Raw genomic sequence first — 17,124 nt, 5'->3', positions numbered from 1 at the left:
CCTGCTTCCGGGGGCGGGGACGTGATCGCGGCACGCCGAGCGCGGGGGTCTCGTCAGGCCAGCAGCGCCGGGCCGTACTTGAGCACCACGAGGATCGCCAGCCCCACGAGCCACGCGGCCACCAGGTACCCGTAGGCCCCCGAGCGGACGAAGCCGAGCATCCGTGCCTGCGCGGCCCGCGGCAGGTACAGGTTGTCCTCCAGGACGTTCCAGTGCAGGAGCGACGCGAAGACGAGCGTCGTCGAGACCGTGATGAGCAGGCACCACGGGCACAGCGCGCCGATGACGAACATCGACTGGTAGAAGAGCCAGTAGGCGAACACGACCCCGAGGAAGTACACGCACTGCGCGGCGAAGAGGAACCAGCGGGGGAACCGCGTGCCGCCCAACGCCGCGACCGCCGTCGTGATGACGATCGGCTCCGCGACCAGGCCGAGGAACGCGTTGGGGAACCCGAACACCTGCGCCTGCCACGACTGCGCGACCGTGCCGCACGACAGCACGGTGTTGACGTCGCACGAGAGCGTGGCGGTGGGGTTCGCGGCGAGGAGCACGGCGTCGTACGACAGCACGAACGCCGCGGTGAGGCTGAGCAGGCCGAACAGCAGCATCTCGCCGAACAGCACACCGCGGGAGTGGGTCCACCCGGTCGGTCTCGCGAACGGGTCGAACGCCGCGTCCTGCACGCGCTCCGTGCCCGACGGCGTCCGGTCGCCCGGTCGCGCGTCGTCCGTCAGGGCGGTGGTCGTTCCGGTCACGGGCGGTCCTCGGGTCCGCGGGGCCCCGCCGGGTCGGGGGACGCCCCGGCGGGCGGGCAGAAGGTGGCGCCGGCCGGCAGGGTGGGCGCGCTGCCGGCTCGGCGCCGCACCCAGGTTACGGAGCGCGCGCCCGCCGCCGACAGGGACCATGGTCCCGGATGCGGGGCCGCGCTCAGGCCGCTGCCGAGCGATGCGCTCCCGCTCGAGCGATGCGTCCGGGGACGCATCCGTCGCGCACGGACGCAGCGCTCGACGGCTGGCCAGGTCCGTCCGCCCGGTGGGTCGTCCAGGTCGTGGGGGAGTCGCGACCTAAGATCTGGGGGCGCCCGCGCTCCCCGCGGCGCCGACCGGCCCGAGCCCCCCGAGAGGACCTGCGTGCAGCACGACGACGTCGACTCCCTGCGACGGTCGAGCGCGGCGTGGCGGCTCCTGCGCGCGGACACGGCACCCCTCGTGCTGTCGTTCCTCGGCACGCTGTTCGTCGAGGACAACGTGCGCGCGATCCCCGAGAGCGAGCTCGTCGCCCGGCTCGACGACCACCTGTGGGCGGTCGACGGCCGGTCCGCACGGGCGTCCGGCTCGGAACCCCGCTACCCGCGCGCCCCGCAGGCGTACGTCGACCACTGGGCCCACCCGGACCAGGGCTGGCTGCGCGCCTGGTACCCGCCGGGCTCCGGCGAGCCGCACTACGACGCGACGCCCGCCGTCGAGCAGGCCGTGCGCTGGGTCGCGTCGCTGCGCGGGCGCGGTTTCGTGGGCACGGAGTCGCGGCTCAACACGGTGTTCGAGCTCCTGCGCCAGCTCGCCGTCGGCACGCAGACCGACCCGGCGGAGCGCCTGCGCGAGCTCGAGGAGCGGCGCGCCGCCATCGACGAGGAGATCGCGCAGGTGCGCGCAGGGCGCGTGGCCGTGCTCGACGCCGCGGCGCAGCGCGACCGCTACCAGCAGCTCACGCAGACCGCGGCCGACCTGCTCTCCGACTTCCGCGAGGTCGAGGCGAACTTCCGCTCGCTCGACCGCGAGCTGCGCGAGCGCATCACCGGCTGGGACGGCGCCAAGGGCGAGCTGCTGGAGGAGGTCGTGCGGTCGCGCACGGCGATCGCGGAGTCGGACCAGGGCCGCTCGTTCCACGCGTTCTACGACTTCCTGCTCGACCGTCGCCGCCAGGAGGAGTTCGCCGCGCTCGTGGAGCGCGTGCAGTCCCTCGACGCGATCACGCCCGACGTCGTCCGGCCGGCCCCGGGGGCGCCCGGCCCGGTCGTGGACGCCGCCGCGACGGACGCGGCGGCACGGGAGCGAGAGCACCGCCGGCTGCGGCGCGTCCACTACGACTGGCTCGACGCCGGCGAGCGGACGCAGGCGACCGTGCGGACGCTCTCGGAGCAGCTCCGCCGCTTCCTCGACGACCAGGTGTGGCTGGAGAACCGGCGCGTCATGGACATCCTGCGCGGCGTCGAGGCCAAGGCGCTCGCGGCGCGCGACGTCCGTCGCGGACCGGGCGGCCCGCCCGGCATGGCGATCGACGCCGTCGCCCCGGAGGTCGTGCTGCCGACGGAGCGGCCGCTGTTCACGCCGCGACCCACGGCGCGGCTCGACTCCGACCACGTCGAGGCCGGTGACGACGACTTCGAGGTCGACGCGCTCTACGACCAGGTGCACGTGGACCCCGAGCGGCTCGCGCGCACGGTGCGCGCCACGCTCACCGCCCCGGGCGGACCGGGGGAGGTCGCGCTCGCCGACCTGCTCGAGGCGGTGCCGCTCGAGCACGGCCTGGCCGAGCTCGTGACGTACCTGTCGCTGGAGGACCCGCGCTTCGTCGTCGTGCACGACGACGAGCGCACCGACGAGGTGCGCTGGGAGGGCGAGGCCCCGGCGGGGCCGGTCGCCGACGACGGCGCGCCGGACCCGGTGGTGCGCGTCGCCCGGCTGCCCCGCGTCACGTACGCGCGGCGCACGGGGGCGGGCGGCGGGGCACCGCCGGTGCCGCGCGACCCTGTCCCGGGCGGCCCGTCCGCGACCCGACCCGACGAGAACCCGCACGACACCACCGACCCCGCCCCGGAGGAGACCCCGTGAGCACCACCCGCACCGCGCGCGACCCGGAGCTGTCCGTCGTCGTGACGTCGATGCTCAAGGGCGTCGTCTACCGTGAGTCCGGCGAGGCGCTGTGGCGCGACCTGCTCGCGCGCGAGGCGCAGGTGCGCGACACCGTCGCGATGATGGGCCTGCAGGTCGTCGTCGACGAGGGCGACGGCTACGCCTACCTGCGCTCGCAGCCCGAGCACGAGCGCGACGAGCGCGTGCCCCGCCTGATCCCGCGCCGCGAGCTGCCGTTCGACGTGAGCCTGCTGCTCGCGCTGCTGCGCAAGCGGCTCGCGCAGGCGGACTCCGAGGGCGGCGAGACGCGCCTCGTGCTCGCGCGCACGGAGATCGTCGACCTGCTGCGGGTCTTCCTCGCGCAGGACGCGGGCGCCGCCGCCAACGAGGCGCGGCTCGTCGACCGGGTCGACGGGCTCGTCCGACGCGTCGTGGAGCTCGGCTTCCTGCGGCCCGCGGGTCGTCCCGACCCGGACGGCGCGCCCGACGGCGGGGTCGCCCCGGTCGAGGACGTCGACCCGGCCGCGGGCGACGCGCGGCGGTACGAGGTGCGCCGCATCCTCAAGGCGTTCGTCGACGCGCAGTGGCTCGCGGACTTCGACGCGCGCCTCGCGCAGTACCTGGAGCTCGCCGCGGACGGCGGGCCGCGCGGGACGTCGTCGGGCACGGCGGGCACGGGGATGGGCGCAGGTACGGGCGCAGGCACGACGACGAGGACGGTGGCGTGATGGAGGGCCTGTTCAGCGCCGTCGAGCTGCACGACCCGGCGGCGGACCTCGACGCCCGGGCGGGCTTCCGCCTCGAGCGGCTCGAGGTGCTCAACTGGGGCACGTTCGACCAGCGCGTGTGGGCGTTCGACCTCGACGGTCGTAACGCGCTCCTGACGGGCGACATCGGTTCGGGCAAGTCGACGATCGTCGACGCGGTCACGACGCTGCTCGTGCCGTCGCACCGCATCTCCTACAACAAGGCGGCGGGCGCGGGCGCGCGCGAGCGGTCCCTGCGCTCGTACGTCGCGGGCCACTACAAGTCCGAGCGTGACGAGGCGACGGGCGCGACGCGCCACGTCGGGCTCCGCGAGCGTGGCACGTACTCCGTGGTGCTGGGTCGGTTCTCCAACCGCGGGTTCGACCAGGAGGTCACGCTCGCCCAGGTGTTCTGGCTCGCGCAGGGCCAGTCCGGCCAGCCGGACCGGTTCTTCGTCACGGCCGACCGTCCGTTGACGATCACCGAGGACTTCGCGGGGTTCGGCGGCGACGTGGCGGCGCTGCGGCGCCGGCTGCGCGAGTCGGGCGCGCAGGTGCGCGACCACTTCCCCGAGTACGGGCGCGACTTCCGCCGCCTGCTCGGGATCCCGTCGGAGCAGGCGATGGACCTGTTCCACCAGACGGTGTCCATGAAGTCGGTCGGTGACCTCGGCGAGTTCGTCCGCGAGCACATGCTCGAGCCGTTCGACGCCGACCGCTGGACCGACCGGCTCGTCGCGCACTTCGACGACCTCACGAGCGCGCACGACGCCGTCGTGCGGGCCACCGCGCAGATCGAGCGCCTCGCGCCGCTGCTCGCGGACTGCGACGCGCACGACGCGCTGGGGGAGCGGTCCGCCGCGCTCGTGGCCCGGCGCGACGCGCTGCGCGCGTTCACCGCGTCGCGTCGCGTGGCCGACCTCGACGGGCTCATCGGCGCGCTCGACGAGCGCGTGGCGGACGGCGAGACCCGTCGGCAGCGCGTCGGGGACGAGCTGGGACTCCTCGCCGCCGAGCGCCAGCGGCTCGAGCTCGATCGCGCGGGGCACGGCGGCGACCGGCTCGCCGCGATCGAGGGCGAGATCGCCCGTCGCGAGGTCGAGCGCGCCGCGCGCGAGCGCCGCGTCGCCCAGCTCGCGGGCTACGCCGCCGCGGCAGGCCTCGCGCTCGGCAGCCCCGACGCTGCCGAACCTGGCGACATCCCCGGGTTCGGCGGTCGCGGTGACGACGCCCTCGGGTCCGGCGGCGGGGCGGCGGCCGTGGCCGCCGCGCTCGTGGACGCCGAGGCGTTCGCCGCGCTGCGGCGCGGGGCCGACGACGCGGCGGTGCGGGTGCGCGACGACCTCGCCCGGGCGGAGGAGCGGGTGAGCGAGGTCGCGGCCGAGGTCCGCGCGGTCGAGCAGGAGACCGCCGACGTCAAGGCCGAGCTCGCGAGCCTCGCGGACCGCCGCTCGAACCTCCCGCGCACCCACCTGGAGGTCCGTGACCGCCTGTGCGCCGGCGTCGGGCTCGCGCCGGGCGACGTGCCGTTCGTCGGCGAGCTGCTCGCGGTGCGCCCCGAGCACGCCGACTGGGAGGGCGCGGCCGAGCGCGTGCTGCGCGGCTTCGCGCTCTCGCTCCTCGTGCCGGCGGCGCACTACGAGGCCGTCGCCGCGTGGGTCGACCGCGAGCACCTGGGCCTGCGGCTCGTGTACCACCGGGTGCCCGAGCGCGTGCCTGCCGCCCGGCCCGCGCCGCGCGACGACGTCCCGCTGCTCGCCGACCTGCTCGACGTGCGCAGCCTCGACGACGCGCCGTCGCTCACGGCGTGGGTCGAGGCCGAGCTGGAGCGCCGCGCGGACCACGCGTGCGCGCCCGACCTCGACGCGTTCCGGCGGCTGCCCCGCGCGATCACGCGCGCCGGCCAGGTCAAGCACTCGCCGGACCACCACGAGAAGAACGACACGCGCGCCGTCGACGACCGTCGCGGCTACGTGCTCGGGTGGTCGACGCAGGCCAAGATCGACGCGCTGCTGGAGCAGGCGGCCGAGGTGACCGCGCGGCGCGACACCCTCGCGCGGCGCCGCGACGAGGCCACCGCCGTGCGCGGCGGGCTCCAGGCGCGCTCGGCCGCGCTCGGGCGGCTCGACGTCTACCGCGACTGGGACGAGCTCGACCGCGGCGCGGAGACGGCGCGCATCGCGGAGCTCGCCGAGGAGAAGCGACGCCTCGAGCAGGCGAGCGACGAGCTCGGCCGGATCGCCGGCCTGCTCGACGACAACGCGCGCCGCCACGGCGAGCTGGAGGCCGAGCGCGACCGCGTCGTCGCGACGCTCGGTGCCGACCGGCACGCGCTCGACGAGGCGCGCACCGCGCGTGAGCGGGCGCGGGCGGTGCTCGACGGCGCGGGCGAGACGCTCGACGAGGAGACGACGGCGGCGCTCGCCGCGGAGTTCGACCGCGAGCTCGCGGCGGTAGGGCCCGCCTCCCGCGACCGGGAGGGGGCCGTCGGCCCGACGCGCGCGGCCGACCTGGACGCCGTCGAGAACGCGGTGCGCTCGCGGCTCACGGCCGAGGCCGAGCAGGCCCAGCGCGAGCGCGCCGACCTCGGGACGCGCGTCGCGGGCCAGATGGCGTCGTTCCGGTCGGCGTACCCGGTGGAGACGGCGGAGCTCGACGCGGACGTGCGGTCGGCCGCCGGCTACCGCGAGATCCACGACCGGCTCGTCCGCGACGACCTCCCGCGCTTCGAGGCCGACTTCAAGGCGTACCTCAACACCAACGCGATCCGCGACATCGCGGGCTTCGCGGCGGAGCTCGCCAAGCAGGCCGACGTCATCCGCGACCGGATCGACACGATCAACGACTCGCTGCGCGCGATCGACTACAACCCGGGCCGGTACATCCGGCTCGAGATGTCGCGCACGCCGAACCTGGAGGTGCGCGAGTTCCAGCAGGACCTGCGCGCGTGCACGGACGGGGACGGGATCCTCGCCGAGGACGACCGCGCGCTCGCCGAGGGCGACGGGTCCGTCGCGGGGGACACCGACGCGCTGTCGTACTCGGAGGACCGGTTCCTGCGGGTCAAGGCGCTCGTCGAGCGGTTCCGCGGGCGTGAGGGCATGACCGACCTCGACGAGGCGTGGCGCCGGCGCGTGACGGACGTGCGCAACTGGTTCGTGCTCTCCGCGTCGGAGCGCTCGCGCGCCGACGACTCCGAGCACGAGCACTACTCGGACTCCGGCGGCAAGTCGGGCGGGCAGAAGGAGAAGCTCGCGTACACGGTGCTCGCGGCGTCGCTCGCCTACCAGTTCAAGCTCGACTGGGGCGCGGTGCGATCGACGGCGTTCCGGTTCGTCGTCATCGACGAGGCGTTCGGCCGGGGGTCGGACGAGTCGACCCGGTTCGCGCTCGAGCTGTTCCGCCGCCTCGGGCTCCAGCTGCTCATCGTCACGCCGTTGCAGAAGATCCACGTCATCGAGCCGTACATCTCCGCCGTCGGGTTCGTGGACAACCCGTCGGGCCGGTCGTCACGCCTGCGGACCCTGTCGATCGCCGCGTACCGCGACGGTCGTCCGGCCGGCGAGGCGCCGCCGTCGGACGCCGGACTCGAGACCGCAGCGGCGCCCGAGCCCGCCGCGAGGTAGAACGCTGGCCTCGCGAGGGAGAGCGCTGGTCCCGGCGGCACTCCTGGGCGGACGCCGTGCCCGACGACGACCGGTCAGCCGAGCGGGCGCGGTCGCCGTGCCCCGGCGAGGGTCGAGGCGAGGATCGACTCGATCGCGAACGCGGTCGACTCGGCGAGGTCCACGGCGTCGGGGTCGAGGAGCCACTGGATCTGGAGGCCGTCCATCGCGCCGATGATCGTGGACGCGGCGAGGTCGAGCGCGGCGTCGGTGAGCTCGTAGTCCGTGTCGGTGTCGCCCGCGGCGCGGCGCTCCTCGACGACCTCGCGCAGCGCGCCCGCGATGTCGGCGCGCAGCCCGGTGAAGCGCTCGGTGACCCAGGCGCTGGCCGGGTGGCCGTCGGTGACGGCCTCGCCCGTGAGCACGGTGTAGGCCTGGACGATCCCGGGCCGCTCCGCGTTGATCGCGGCGGTCTTGACGAGGTGCCGGAAGAGGTCGAGCCCGCCCGGGATGTGCTGTCCCTCGAGGTGCTCGACGTCGACGCGGTCCCGGAACTCCAGCACCTCGGTGAGCAGGCGGTCCTTGGAGCCGAAGTGGTGCAGCACCCCGGCGTGGGTGATGCCCACCTGCTCGGCGACCTCGGCGAGCGAGCCCTGGTGGTAGCCCTTGGACCCGAACACGCGCATCGCCGCGCGCAGGATCTCCTCGCGACGCTCGAGCGTCGCGGGTCGCGTGCGGCGGGGGCGGGGCGTCCGTGCGGGGGCGGCGTCGGTGGCGCTCCGCGCGGGGGTGGCGTCGGTCATGACGGTAACCATACTGTGACCCAGTTGGTCTTACTGACGAGTCAGTAATGTGTGGTGGAATCGCCTCCGGAACGGCGTCGAGGGCGACGGAGCCCGGCGTCGCCGCAGATCACGGACTCGCCGAGAGCCCCGCGTGACCACTCGCACCGACGCCCGCCGCCCCGTCCGCGCCGCGGGGTCCTCGACCGACGAGGCGGCGCGCGCGGCGGCGCTGGCCACGATCCAGCACGTCGACGTGGACCAGGTCCCGGCGATCCCGCTCCTCGGCCGGCCGACGGCCGCCCAGTCCTCGACCGTCGCGTACTCCGGCTTCCCCTCGGACGTCGACCCGTACGCGTCGCCGCAGCCGACGAGCCCCGGCCGCGTCGCTCGTCCTCACGCGGCCGGTGCCCAGCGCGGGGGAGCAGCGCACGGAGGCTCTTCCCGCCGTCTTCCCCGAACGCACACACGCGTCCTCTACCGTGGAGGGATGCCTGCCGACCACGCCCAGACCCGGCCGCTGCCGACCAGCGGCGGGTCAGGGACGCGACCGCTCCCGGCGACGCCGCCGGTGCTGCCGCCCACACTCTCCGGCGCCCCGTACCCGCCGGTCGCTCCACCCCCTCCGGCGCCGTACCCGCCGGCCGGCCCGTACCCGCCCGGGGCGTCCTACCCGCCGGCGCCGCAGCCGGCGCCCCGCCCGCTCCCGACCGTCGAGGCGGACGGCCCGAGCACCGCGTCGCGCGTCGTCGCCGCCGTCGTCGCGGTGCTCGCCGTCGCGTGCGCGTGGCTCGTGTGGCGGTTCTTCGTCGACACCTTCGCCGGGCAGATGCTCGAGCGAGCCGCGTTCGACGGCGCCGTCACCGGCCAGGGCGAGCTCTGGGCGGTGGCCAAGCCGGTCCTGGACACGGTCTCCGTCGCGTTCGTCGTCGGCGGCCTCGGCGCCTCCATGGGGATCGCGCTCCTGCGCCGCCGCTGGGGCCTCGCCGTGCAGGTGGCGTTCCTCGTCGTCGGGGCGAACGTCACGACACAGCTCGTCAAGCACTCGCTCCTCGGCCGTGAGGAGCTCATCGGCGGCTGGCACTGGGAGAACTCGCTGCCCAGCGGTCACACCACCGTCGCCGGGTCGGTCGCCGCGGCCCTGCTGCTCGTCGTGCCGCGCGCGGCACGACCGCTCGTGGCGGTCCTCGGCGGCGCGTACACGGCCGCCACCGGGGTCTCGACGCTCGTCGGGCAGTGGCACCGGCCGAGCGACGTCGTCGCCGCGGTGCTCGTCGTCCTGGCGTGGGCCGCGCTCGTGTGCGCCTTCACGCCGCGTTCCGCGCTCGACCCGGGCGCCGGCGCGTCGCCGGGCTCGACGGTCATGGCCGTGCTGCTCCTCCTCGGGGCGGCTGCGGCCGGTGTGGCGGCGGCGCTCGCGCTGCGGGCGACGCCCGCGACGTGGGACACGACGGCCGCGCAGGAGGTGACCGCGTACGCCGGCGGGGTGGCAGGAGTGCTCGCGGTGACCGCCGCGGCGTTCGCCGTCCTGCTCCTCGTCCGCCAGTCCACAGCCCGCCCCGACGCCCGTCCGGTTGGGCGGTAGGGTGCGGCTGGCGCGATTGGCGTAACGTCGTAGGCTGCCACGGCGGACGACCGGAGGGTCGTTCTCGCGGCACCACGACGCACCGGCCGCGCCCCGGGTGGTGCCCGGCCGCCGTCGGGCGGGGAGCGCCCGCCACGGACACGTACGCACGGACGAAAGCAGGATCGGATGCCACGCAAGCTCGTGATCGTCGAGTCGCCCGCCAAGGCTCGCAAGATCCAGGGCTACCTCGGCGACGACTACGAGGTCGAGGCGAGCGTCGGGCACATCCGCGACCTGCCGCAGCCGTCCGAGCTGCCCGCGGACATGAAGAAGGGCCCCTACGGGAAGTTCGCGGTCGACGTCGACCACGGCTTCGACCCGTACTACGAGGTCTACGCGGACAAGAAGAAGAAGGTCGCCGAGCTCAAGCGCGCGCTCAAGGACGCCGACGAGCTCTACCTCGCGACCGATGAGGACCGCGAGGGCGAGGCCATCGCCTGGCACCTGCTGGAGGCGCTCAAGCCCAAGGTCCCGGTCAAGCGCATGGTGTTCCACGAGATCACGCGCGAGGCGATCCAGCGGGCGCTCCAGAACACGCGCGACCTCGACGAGCACCTCGTCGACGCGCAGGAGACCCGCCGCATCCTCGACCGCCTCTACGGCTACGAGGTCTCGCCCGTGCTGTGGCGCAAGATCGCGCAGGGCCTCTCGGCCGGGCGCGTGCAGTCGGTCGCGACGCGCCTCGTGGTCGAGCGAGAGCGTGAGCGCATGGCGTTCGTCGCCGCGGAGTACTGGGACGTCACGGGGACCTTCGAGCACGCCGACGCCTCGGCACCGGACGCGGGCAAGGCGTTCGGCGCCCGGCTCGTGCAGCTCGGCGACGCCCGCGTCGCCTCGGGTCGTGACTTCGACGACCGCGGGCAGCTCAAGCCGGGGGCGGCGCGCGACGGCGTCGCGCACCTCGACGAGACGACGGCGCGCGCCGTCGTGACGGGCCTCGCGGACGCGGCGTTCGCCGTGCGGTCGCTCGACACCAAGCCGTACACGCGCCGCCCGGCGGCGCCGTTCACGACGTCGACCCTCCAGCAGGAGGCGAGCCGCAAGCTGCGCATGTCGTCGCGCCAGGCCATGCGCACCGCGCAGTCGCTCTACGAGAACGGCTACATCACCTACATGCGTACGGACTCGCCGTCGCTGTCGGCGGAGGCCACCACGGCCGCCCGGCGCCAGGCCGCCGAGCTCTACGGCCCCGAGTTCGTCCCGGAGAAGCCGCGCGTGTACGCCGCGAAGAACCAGGGCGCGCAGGAGGCGCACGAGGCGATCCGTCCCGCGGGCGACTCGTTCCGCACGCCCGCGCAGGTCAAGCGCGAGCTGAGCGACGACCAGTTCAAGCTCTACGAGCTCGTGTGGAAGCGCACCGTCGCGTCGCAGATGGCGGACGCGAAGGGGTCGACGGCGTCCGTGCGGCTCGGCGCGACGCTGTCGGCGGACGCGGGCGACGTCGCGGGCCGCGACGCGGTGTTCGCGGCGTCGGGCACCGTCATCACGTTCCGCGGGTTCCTGGCTGCGTACGAGGAGAGCTCGGACGTCGACCGGTACGCGGAGGACGCGCCCGTCGTCGGCGCCAAGGGCGACGACGACGCGCGCCTGCCGCAGATGAGCGAGGGCGACGCCCTGCGCGGCGACGACCTCACCGCCGACGGGCACTCCACGTCCGCGCCGCCGCGGTACACGGAGGCCAGCCTCGTCAAGGCGCTCGAGGAGCTCGGGATCGGGCGGCCGTCGACGTACGCCTCGACGATCTCGACGATCCAGGACCGTGGGTACGTGCTGTCGCGCGGGCAGGCGCTCGTGCCGAGCTGGCTCGCGTTCGCCGTCGTGCGGCTGCTCGAGGAGCACTTCGACCGGCTCGTCGACTACGACTTCACCGCGCGCATGGAGGCCGACCTCGACGAGATCGCGGCCGGACGACGCGACCGCGTCGCGTGGCTCACCGAGTTCTACTTCGGCGACGCCGCGAAGGGCGAGGACGCCGAGGGCCTGCGCGACCTCGTCGCGAACCTCGGCGACATCGACGCGCGCGGCATCAACTCGGTGCCGATCGGCGAGGGCATCCAGCTCCGCGTCGGGCGCTACGGGCCCTACGTCGAAGACCTCTCCGTCCCCGTCAAGGAGGGCGAGAACCCGCCGCGCGCGTCCGTGCCCGACGACGTCGCCCCCGACGAGCTGACCGTCGCCAAGGCGCGCGAGCTGCTCGCCGCCGGCGCCGACGACGGCAAGGTCCTCGGCACCGACCCGGTGTCCGGCAACGAGATCATCGCCAAGGCGGGTCGCTACGGCCCGTACGTGACCGAGGTGCTCGACCTCCCGCCGATCGACACGAGCCTCTCGGCCGCCGCGCAGAAGAAGGCCAAGGCCGCGCAGCCCAAGCCGCGCACGGCGTCGCTGCTCAAGACGCAGTCGCTCGACACGATCACGATCGACGACGCGCTGCGCCTGCTGTCGCTGCCGCGTGTCGTCGGGACGGACCCGGAGTCGGGCGAGGAGATCACGGCGCAGAACGGTCGCTACGGCCCCTACCTCAAGAAGGGCACCGACTCGCGGTCGCTGCCCGACGAGGAGTCGATGTTCACCGTCACCCTCGACGAGGCGCTCGAGCTCTACAAGCAGCCCAAGCGTGGCCGCGGCCAGCGCGCCGCGACCCCTCCGCTCCGCGAGCTCGGCGACGACCCGACCACCGGCAAGCCCATCGTCGTCAAGGACGGCCGGTTCGGCGCATACGTCACGGACGGCGAGACGAACCGCACCCTCCCGCGCGACGTCACGCCCGAGTCGATCACCCCGGAGCGCGCGATCGAGCTGCTCGCCGAGAAGCGCGCGCAGGGCCCGGCCAAGAAGCGCACGACGACGCGCAAGCCGGCGGCGAGAAAGCCCGCGGCCAAGAAGTAGCGCTCTTCCCGCCGAGCAGGCGGTCGTGGCGCGTCCGGGTCGCCGGACGCGCCACGACCACCTGCTCGACCGGCCGGAACCGGTCAGTGCGCGGTGTGCTCGACCGGCTCGGGGAGGCCCGCTTCGGCGCGGACGCGTCGCGAGAAGCCCTCGATGGAGCGCAGGGCGTCGACGAGCTCGGGGACGCGTACCGGGAACGGCATGGCGTGGATCGTCTCGCCCTCGACCGTGGCCGCCTCCGCGACGCGCGTGAGGTCGTGGACGTCGGCCGTGGTGAGGCCGATCTCGGTGAGCGTGTTCGGCAGGCCGACGCGCGTCGTGAAGCGCACGAACTCCTCGATCTCCTCGGTCGGCGCGCCCTCCAGCACGAGCTGCGTCACGGAGCCGATGTTCACCTTCTGGCCGTGCGTGAGCCCGTGCGTCTGGGGCGCGGCGGTGAGGCCGTTGTGGATGGCGTGCGCCGCCGCGAGGCCGCCGGACTCGAAGCCCAGCCCGGACAGGAGCGTGTTCGCCTCGACGACCTTCTCGACCGCGGGCGTCACGAGGTGGTTCTCCACCGCGTCGATCGCGGGCAGCGCGTTCTCCCAGAGGATGTCCCACGAGAGCTGCGCGAGCGCCGTGCCGGTGACGAGAGGGAGGCCACCGGCCATGGTCGACGCGTTCGCCTCGGCGACGGCGCGCGCCTCGATCCACGTCGCGAGCGCGTCCCCGACCCCGGCGACGAGGAACTTCACGGGCGCGTTCGCGACGAGGCCCGTGTCGACGAGCACGAGGTCCGGGTTGTGCGGGAAGAACCGGTACTCCTCGAAGGCGCCGTCCTCGGTGTAGATGACGGACAGCGCGGAGCACGGGGCGTCGGTGGACGCGACGGTCGGCACGGACACCCAGCGGATGCCGCGCAGGTGGCCCGCGGCCTTGACCGCGTCGATGGTCGAGCCGCCGCCGATGCCGACGATCACGTCGGCGCCGAGCTCGTCGATCTCGCGCGCGAGCCGGTCGACCTCGGCGGCGGTCGCGTACGTGCCGAACCCGGTGCGGTGGCGGGGGAGGTCCTGCTCCTGGAAGGACACGGCGACGGTGTCCTGGACGATGCCCCACACGACGTCGTCGGCGACGAGCAGCGGCTTCGTGCCGACCGGTCGGACGAACTCGCCGAGCCGCGTGAGCGCACCGCGGGCCTGGACGTAGCGCAGCGGGCTGATGAGCGTGCGGACGGGAACCTCGGACATCGTGGCCTCCTGTGGAGTCGGTGGGTCGCCGTCGGGCGCGCCGCAGCCGTGCGAGGCCGGTGCCCGCCGGCCTTTCCCACCGTGTCACGCGTCCCCGGGGACCACCACCGGGACGCCGGGGCGCGTGACCTTGGTCCCGCCCGGGTCAGCGGGCCAGCAGCGTGATCGTGCCGAGCACGACCGTCACGGCGGGCAGGAGCAGCACACCCCAGCGCCCGGTGCGGTCGGTGCGGTCGCTCGGTGCGTCGTCGAGCGGGTCCACGACGGGATCGCCGGAGCTCTGCTCGCGCAGACCCCAGACGGTCCCTGCGACGAGGGCGAGCGCGGCCGCGACCAGGACGGGGACCGCGGGCAGGGTGGCGACCGGGGCGCGCAGCGTGACCGCGACGGCCACGAGGGCAGCCGTCACGACCATGTTCCCGAGGACGGTCAGCACGGGGTGGGCGAGCGCGGCACGCAGCAGCCGGTCGCCGGCGCGCCACAGCCCGACGAACCCCGCGAGCGCGGCGACGAGGACGAGGAGCATCCCGGCCGGGACCACGAGGGCGGCGCCGTCGAGCGCGGGCCGCAGCGTCCACAGCACGCCGAGCATCCCGACCGTCTGCACGGCGGAGGCGGCGACCGTCCGGCCGATCGAGGAGCTCGACTGGGCGGGGTCCTCCGGCAGGTCGAGCGAGCGCGCGTACGCCACGGGATCGCCGAACGCCTCCTGGGCGGTCTCGCCGGAGTCGACGACGTGCGCGTCCACCTCGGCGAGCACCGCGCCGATGCGCGCTCCGGCGACGCCCTGGAGCCGCAGCTCCAGCAGGAGCGCCTCGGCCCAGCGCGGGTCGACGTGCGGCGCGTGGCGGCGCTCGATCGTGTAGCGGGTCGTGTCGCTCATCGGGGGGTCCTTGTCGGGGTGGGGTCGGGAGGGGATGCGTCTGCCGGGATCGCGCCCGGCTCCGGGACCGGTCCTGGCCCCGGGTCGGGGACCGGGCGCGGGCCGTCCGGCGAGGGCGTGCCGGAGGCGCCCGCGAGGAGGGAGGTCGCCGCCGACGTCACGGCGTCCCAGCGCGAGGTCGCGTCGGCGAGCGCGACACGACCCTGGTCCGTGACGGCGTAGTACCGACGGCTCGGTCCGCGGTCCCCCTGGTGCCAGGAGGCCGTGACGAGACCGTCGTCCTCCAGGCGTTGCAGCAGCGGGTAGAGCGTGCCGCCCTTGACGGTGCCGAGGCCCGCCTCGGCGAGCGACCGCGTGATCGCGTAGCCGTAGGTGGGGCCATGGGTCGCGACGACCGCGAGCACGCACAGCGGCAGGACGCCGCGCAGGAGCTCGCGGTCGAGCCGCTCGTCGAACCTCATGGCTAGACAGTACGGCTATCTAGTTAGCGAGGCAACCTAGCGACGAAGAGAACGGCGCTCTCTGGGCGACCCTCGCCGAGTCGTCCTCGACGTATCGCATGAGTGCTGTTATAACAGTGCTATGACTTCTCTGGACCCGACCACGGTCCCCGGTCGCTGGGACTCCCTGCACGCCGTGCTCCGGCGCCTCGACGACGAGATCGAGACCGTCTACGCGGACCGCGGGATCGTCGGGGTGCGCCCGCGCTTCGTCTACCCGCTGATCCGGCTCGCGCACACCGGACCGCTCACCATCCGGGAGCTCGCGGAGTCGCTCGGTCGTACCCACTCGGCGATGAGCCAGACCGTGACCGCCATGCGGGGCGAGGGGCTCGTCGAGACCGAGACCGGCACGGACGCCCGCACGCGTCGCGTCGCGCTCACGGCGGAGGCCCGGTCGCTCGTGCCCCTCCTGGAGGCGGAGTGGCGCGCGACCGAGGAGTCCGTCGCCGAGATCGACGACGAGCTGCCGCACGCCCTGAGCGCGGTGGTCACCGAGCTCGAGCGGGTCCTGGCGCGCCGCTCCCTGCGCGAGCGGCTCGTGGAGCGGCTCGACGCGGCGGGCTACCCGCTGCCTGCCGCGTCCGCCCCCGACGCTGCCCCGCCCGAGGACCGCTGAGGTGCGCGACCACGTCCTCGACGTCCGCCCCCTGCGCTCCCACCGCGCGTACCGCGACCTGTGGGCCGGGTCCGCCGTCGGCGGGCTGGGGTTCCAGATCGCCAACGTCGCCGTGCTGCTCCAAGTGTGGGAGCTCACCCACAGCCCGCTGTGGACGGGCACGATCGGCCTCGCCACGGCCATCCCGCTCCTGACGCTCGGGCTCGTCGGCGGCCACCTCGCCGACGTGCACGACCGGCGCACGATCATGCGGCTCGCCGCGGCCGGGCAGGTGCTCGCCGCGGTCGGGCTGGCCGCGCAGGCGCTCGCGGGGAACCGGTCGGTGTGGGTGCTCCTCGGGCTCGTGAGCCTCGGCGCCGCGTGCAACGCGTTGGGCTCCCCGGCCCGGCGGACGGTGCCACCGCGCCTCCTCCCGCCCGACCAGGTCGCCGCAGGCCTCGCGCTCCAGAACCTCGCGTTCCAGGTCGCGATGCTCGCGGGCCCCGCGCTGGCGGGTCTGGTGCTCGCACGCTGGGACCTCCCGGCGGCGTACGGGCTGCAGGCCGTGGCGGCGATCGTCGCGCTGCTCGGGCTCGTTCGCCTCCCGCCGCTCCCGCCGGGCCGACCACCCGCGACACCTCCGGGACCGTCCGACGCCGTGACTCCGGTCGTCCCCGTCGGCGCGCCCGGCGACGACCGTGCGGTGGCGGCGGAGGCGCTGGACGAGACCCGGGCGACGGGCGCGCCGACCGCCGCGCCCGCGCCACGCCGTCGGGCCGCCGCGGGCGGGTGGTGGATCGTGTGGCGCAAGCCGACGCTGCGTGGTTCGTTCGCGACCGACGTCGCGGCGACCGTGCTCGCGATGCCGATCTCGCTCTTCCCGCTCGTCAACGAGCTCCGGTTCGACGGCGACCCGCGCACGCTCGGTCTGTTCCTGTCGGCCGTCGCGGTGGGTGGCATCGGGGCGGGCCTGTTCTCTGGTGCGGTGACCCGGGCGCCGCGGGCGGGCGCGCTCCAGCTCGCCGCGGCCGCGACGTGGGGCGTCGCCCTCGCCGGGTTCGGTCTCACGGGACCGCTGTGGCTCGCGCTCGCATGCCTCGCGGTGGCGGGAGCCGCCGACACGGTGAGCGTGGTGACTCGTGGCGCGCTCGTCCAGCTCGAGACGCCGGACGAGTTCCGGGGGCGCGTGTCGTCGGTCGAGCACGTCGTGGGCGTCGCGGGGCCGGAGGTCGGGAACTTCCGTGGAGGAGTGCTCGCGTCGCTCACGTCCGCCCCGGTCGCGCTGGCGGTGGGCGGACTGGCCGCGAGCGCCGTCGTCGGGCTCGTCGCGTGGCGCAACGCCCCGCTCCGCCGCTACCGCACCCCGGCCCCGGAACCCCTCCCGGTCCCGTGAGTGCATGAGATAGTCGC

At 74.9% G+C, this 17,124-nt stretch carries 12 protein-coding genes; 7 read left to right on the top strand and 5 right to left on the bottom strand.

The window, feature by feature from the left end; translation table 11 throughout:
- Positions 1 to 53: 53 nt before the first annotated feature.
- Positions 54 to 758 carry a vitamin K epoxide reductase family protein gene (locus tag CCE02nite_RS09765; protein ID WP_255318769.1) on the bottom strand — a complete coding sequence of 235 codons (705 nt, stop codon included), beginning with the start codon at positions 756 to 758 and terminating at the stop codon, positions 54 to 56.
- Between the two features lie 375 nt (positions 759 to 1,133).
- On the opposite strand from CCE02nite_RS09765, the gene CCE02nite_RS09760 reads away from it, so the two are divergent.
- From CCE02nite_RS09760 to CCE02nite_RS09750, 3 genes are read left to right on the top strand one after another with little or no spacing between them, the layout of a single operon-like run.
- Positions 1,134 to 2,834 (top strand): DUF3375 domain-containing protein, encoded by a 1,701-nt coding sequence (locus tag CCE02nite_RS09760; RefSeq protein ID WP_141389454.1) that lies wholly within the window; start codon positions 1,134 to 1,136, stop codon positions 2,832 to 2,834.
- Positions 2,831 to 3,583 (top strand): DUF4194 domain-containing protein, encoded by a 753-nt coding sequence (locus CCE02nite_RS09755; protein WP_255318768.1) that lies wholly within the window; start codon positions 2,831 to 2,833, stop codon positions 3,581 to 3,583. The genes CCE02nite_RS09760 and CCE02nite_RS09755 overlap by 4 nt, the downstream gene beginning before the upstream one ends.
- Positions 3,583 to 7,227: an ATP-binding protein gene (locus tag CCE02nite_RS09750; RefSeq protein ID WP_141389453.1), complete on the top strand. Its 3,645-nt coding sequence runs from the start codon at positions 3,583 to 3,585 to the stop codon at positions 7,225 to 7,227. The genes CCE02nite_RS09755 and CCE02nite_RS09750 overlap by 1 nt, the downstream gene beginning before the upstream one ends.
- 74 nt (positions 7,228 to 7,301) lie before the next feature.
- Here the strand turns inward: CCE02nite_RS09750 and CCE02nite_RS09745 are convergent, their stop codons facing one another.
- The gene (locus CCE02nite_RS09745) at positions 7,302 to 8,009 is read right to left on the bottom strand and encodes a TetR/AcrR family transcriptional regulator (protein ID WP_255318767.1); all 708 of its coding nucleotides are present in this window, start codon (positions 8,007 to 8,009) and stop codon (positions 7,302 to 7,304) included.
- A 133-nt stretch (positions 8,010 to 8,142) separates the two neighbouring features.
- Here CCE02nite_RS09745 and CCE02nite_RS21180 point away from each other — a divergent pair, with 133 nt between their 5' ends.
- Both CCE02nite_RS21180 and topA read left to right on the top strand, forming a co-directional pair.
- Positions 8,143 to 9,573, top strand: coding sequence for a phosphatase PAP2 family protein (locus CCE02nite_RS21180; RefSeq protein WP_304363328.1), 1,431 nt, complete (start codon positions 8,143 to 8,145; stop codon positions 9,571 to 9,573).
- Between the two features lie 168 nt (positions 9,574 to 9,741).
- The gene (gene topA / locus CCE02nite_RS09735; protein ID WP_141389451.1) at positions 9,742 to 12,504 is read left to right on the top strand and encodes a type I DNA topoisomerase; all 2,763 of its coding nucleotides are present in this window, start codon (positions 9,742 to 9,744) and stop codon (positions 12,502 to 12,504) included.
- A gap of 83 nt (positions 12,505 to 12,587) precedes the next feature.
- Here topA and CCE02nite_RS09730 read toward each other — a convergent pair whose 3' ends face one another.
- The 3 genes from CCE02nite_RS09730 to CCE02nite_RS21225 form a co-directional block, all read right to left on the bottom strand.
- A complete protein-coding gene (locus CCE02nite_RS09730; RefSeq protein ID WP_141389450.1) occupies positions 12,588 to 13,733 on the bottom strand; it encodes a glycerol dehydrogenase in 1,146 nt (381 codons plus the stop codon).
- 145 nt (positions 13,734 to 13,878) lie between these two features.
- Positions 13,879 to 14,616: a hypothetical protein gene (locus CCE02nite_RS09725; protein ID WP_141389449.1), complete on the bottom strand. Its 738-nt coding sequence runs from the start codon at positions 14,614 to 14,616 to the stop codon at positions 13,879 to 13,881.
- Positions 14,613 to 15,077: a PadR family transcriptional regulator gene (locus CCE02nite_RS21225; protein WP_141389448.1), complete on the bottom strand. Its 465-nt coding sequence runs from the start codon at positions 15,075 to 15,077 to the stop codon at positions 14,613 to 14,615. The genes CCE02nite_RS09725 and CCE02nite_RS21225 overlap by 4 nt, the downstream gene beginning before the upstream one ends.
- Positions 15,078 to 15,198: 121 nt before the next feature.
- Between CCE02nite_RS21225 and CCE02nite_RS09715 the strand changes: the two genes are divergently transcribed.
- Positions 15,199 to 15,735, top strand: coding sequence for a MarR family winged helix-turn-helix transcriptional regulator (locus CCE02nite_RS09715; protein WP_141389447.1), 537 nt, complete (start codon positions 15,199 to 15,201; stop codon positions 15,733 to 15,735).
- Position 15,736: 1 nt separating this feature from the next.
- Positions 15,737 to 17,107, top strand: a complete 1,371-nt coding sequence (locus CCE02nite_RS09710; RefSeq protein WP_141389446.1) for an MFS transporter — start codon at positions 15,737 to 15,739, stop codon at positions 17,105 to 17,107.
- Positions 17,108 to 17,124 lie beyond the last annotated feature (17 nt).

It is taken from the genome of Cellulosimicrobium cellulans (genome assembly GCF_006539945.1).
GTDB classification, from domain to species: domain Bacteria; phylum Actinomycetota; class Actinomycetes; order Actinomycetales; family Cellulomonadaceae; genus Cellulosimicrobium; species Cellulosimicrobium cellulans.
Note: the sequence above shows the minus strand (reverse complement) of the source record. Positions and strands in the feature narration are given on the sequence as shown.

Bases quoted from the DNA above. Each gene is read 5' to 3' on its own strand.
- CCE02nite_RS09750 (WP_141389453.1), top strand. From the start codon at position 3,583: ATGGAGGGCCTGTTCAGCGCCGTCGAGCTGCACGACCCGGCGGCGGAC.
- CCE02nite_RS09745 (WP_255318767.1), bottom strand. From the start codon at position 8,009: ATGACCGACGCCACCCCCGCGCGGAGCGCCACCGACGCCGCCCCCGCA.
- topA (WP_141389451.1), top strand. From the start codon at position 9,742: ATGCCACGCAAGCTCGTGATCGTCGAGTCGCCCGCCAAGGCTCGCAAG.
- CCE02nite_RS09730 (WP_141389450.1), bottom strand. From the start codon at position 13,733: ATGTCCGAGGTTCCCGTCCGCACGCTCATCAGCCCGCTGCGCTACGTC.
- CCE02nite_RS09725 (WP_141389449.1), bottom strand. From the start codon at position 14,616: ATGAGCGACACGACCCGCTACACGATCGAGCGCCGCCACGCGCCGCAC.
- CCE02nite_RS21225 (WP_141389448.1), bottom strand. From the start codon at position 15,077: ATGAGGTTCGACGAGCGGCTCGACCGCGAGCTCCTGCGCGGCGTCCTG.
- CCE02nite_RS09715 (WP_141389447.1), top strand. From the start codon at position 15,199: ATGACTTCTCTGGACCCGACCACGGTCCCCGGTCGCTGGGACTCCCTG.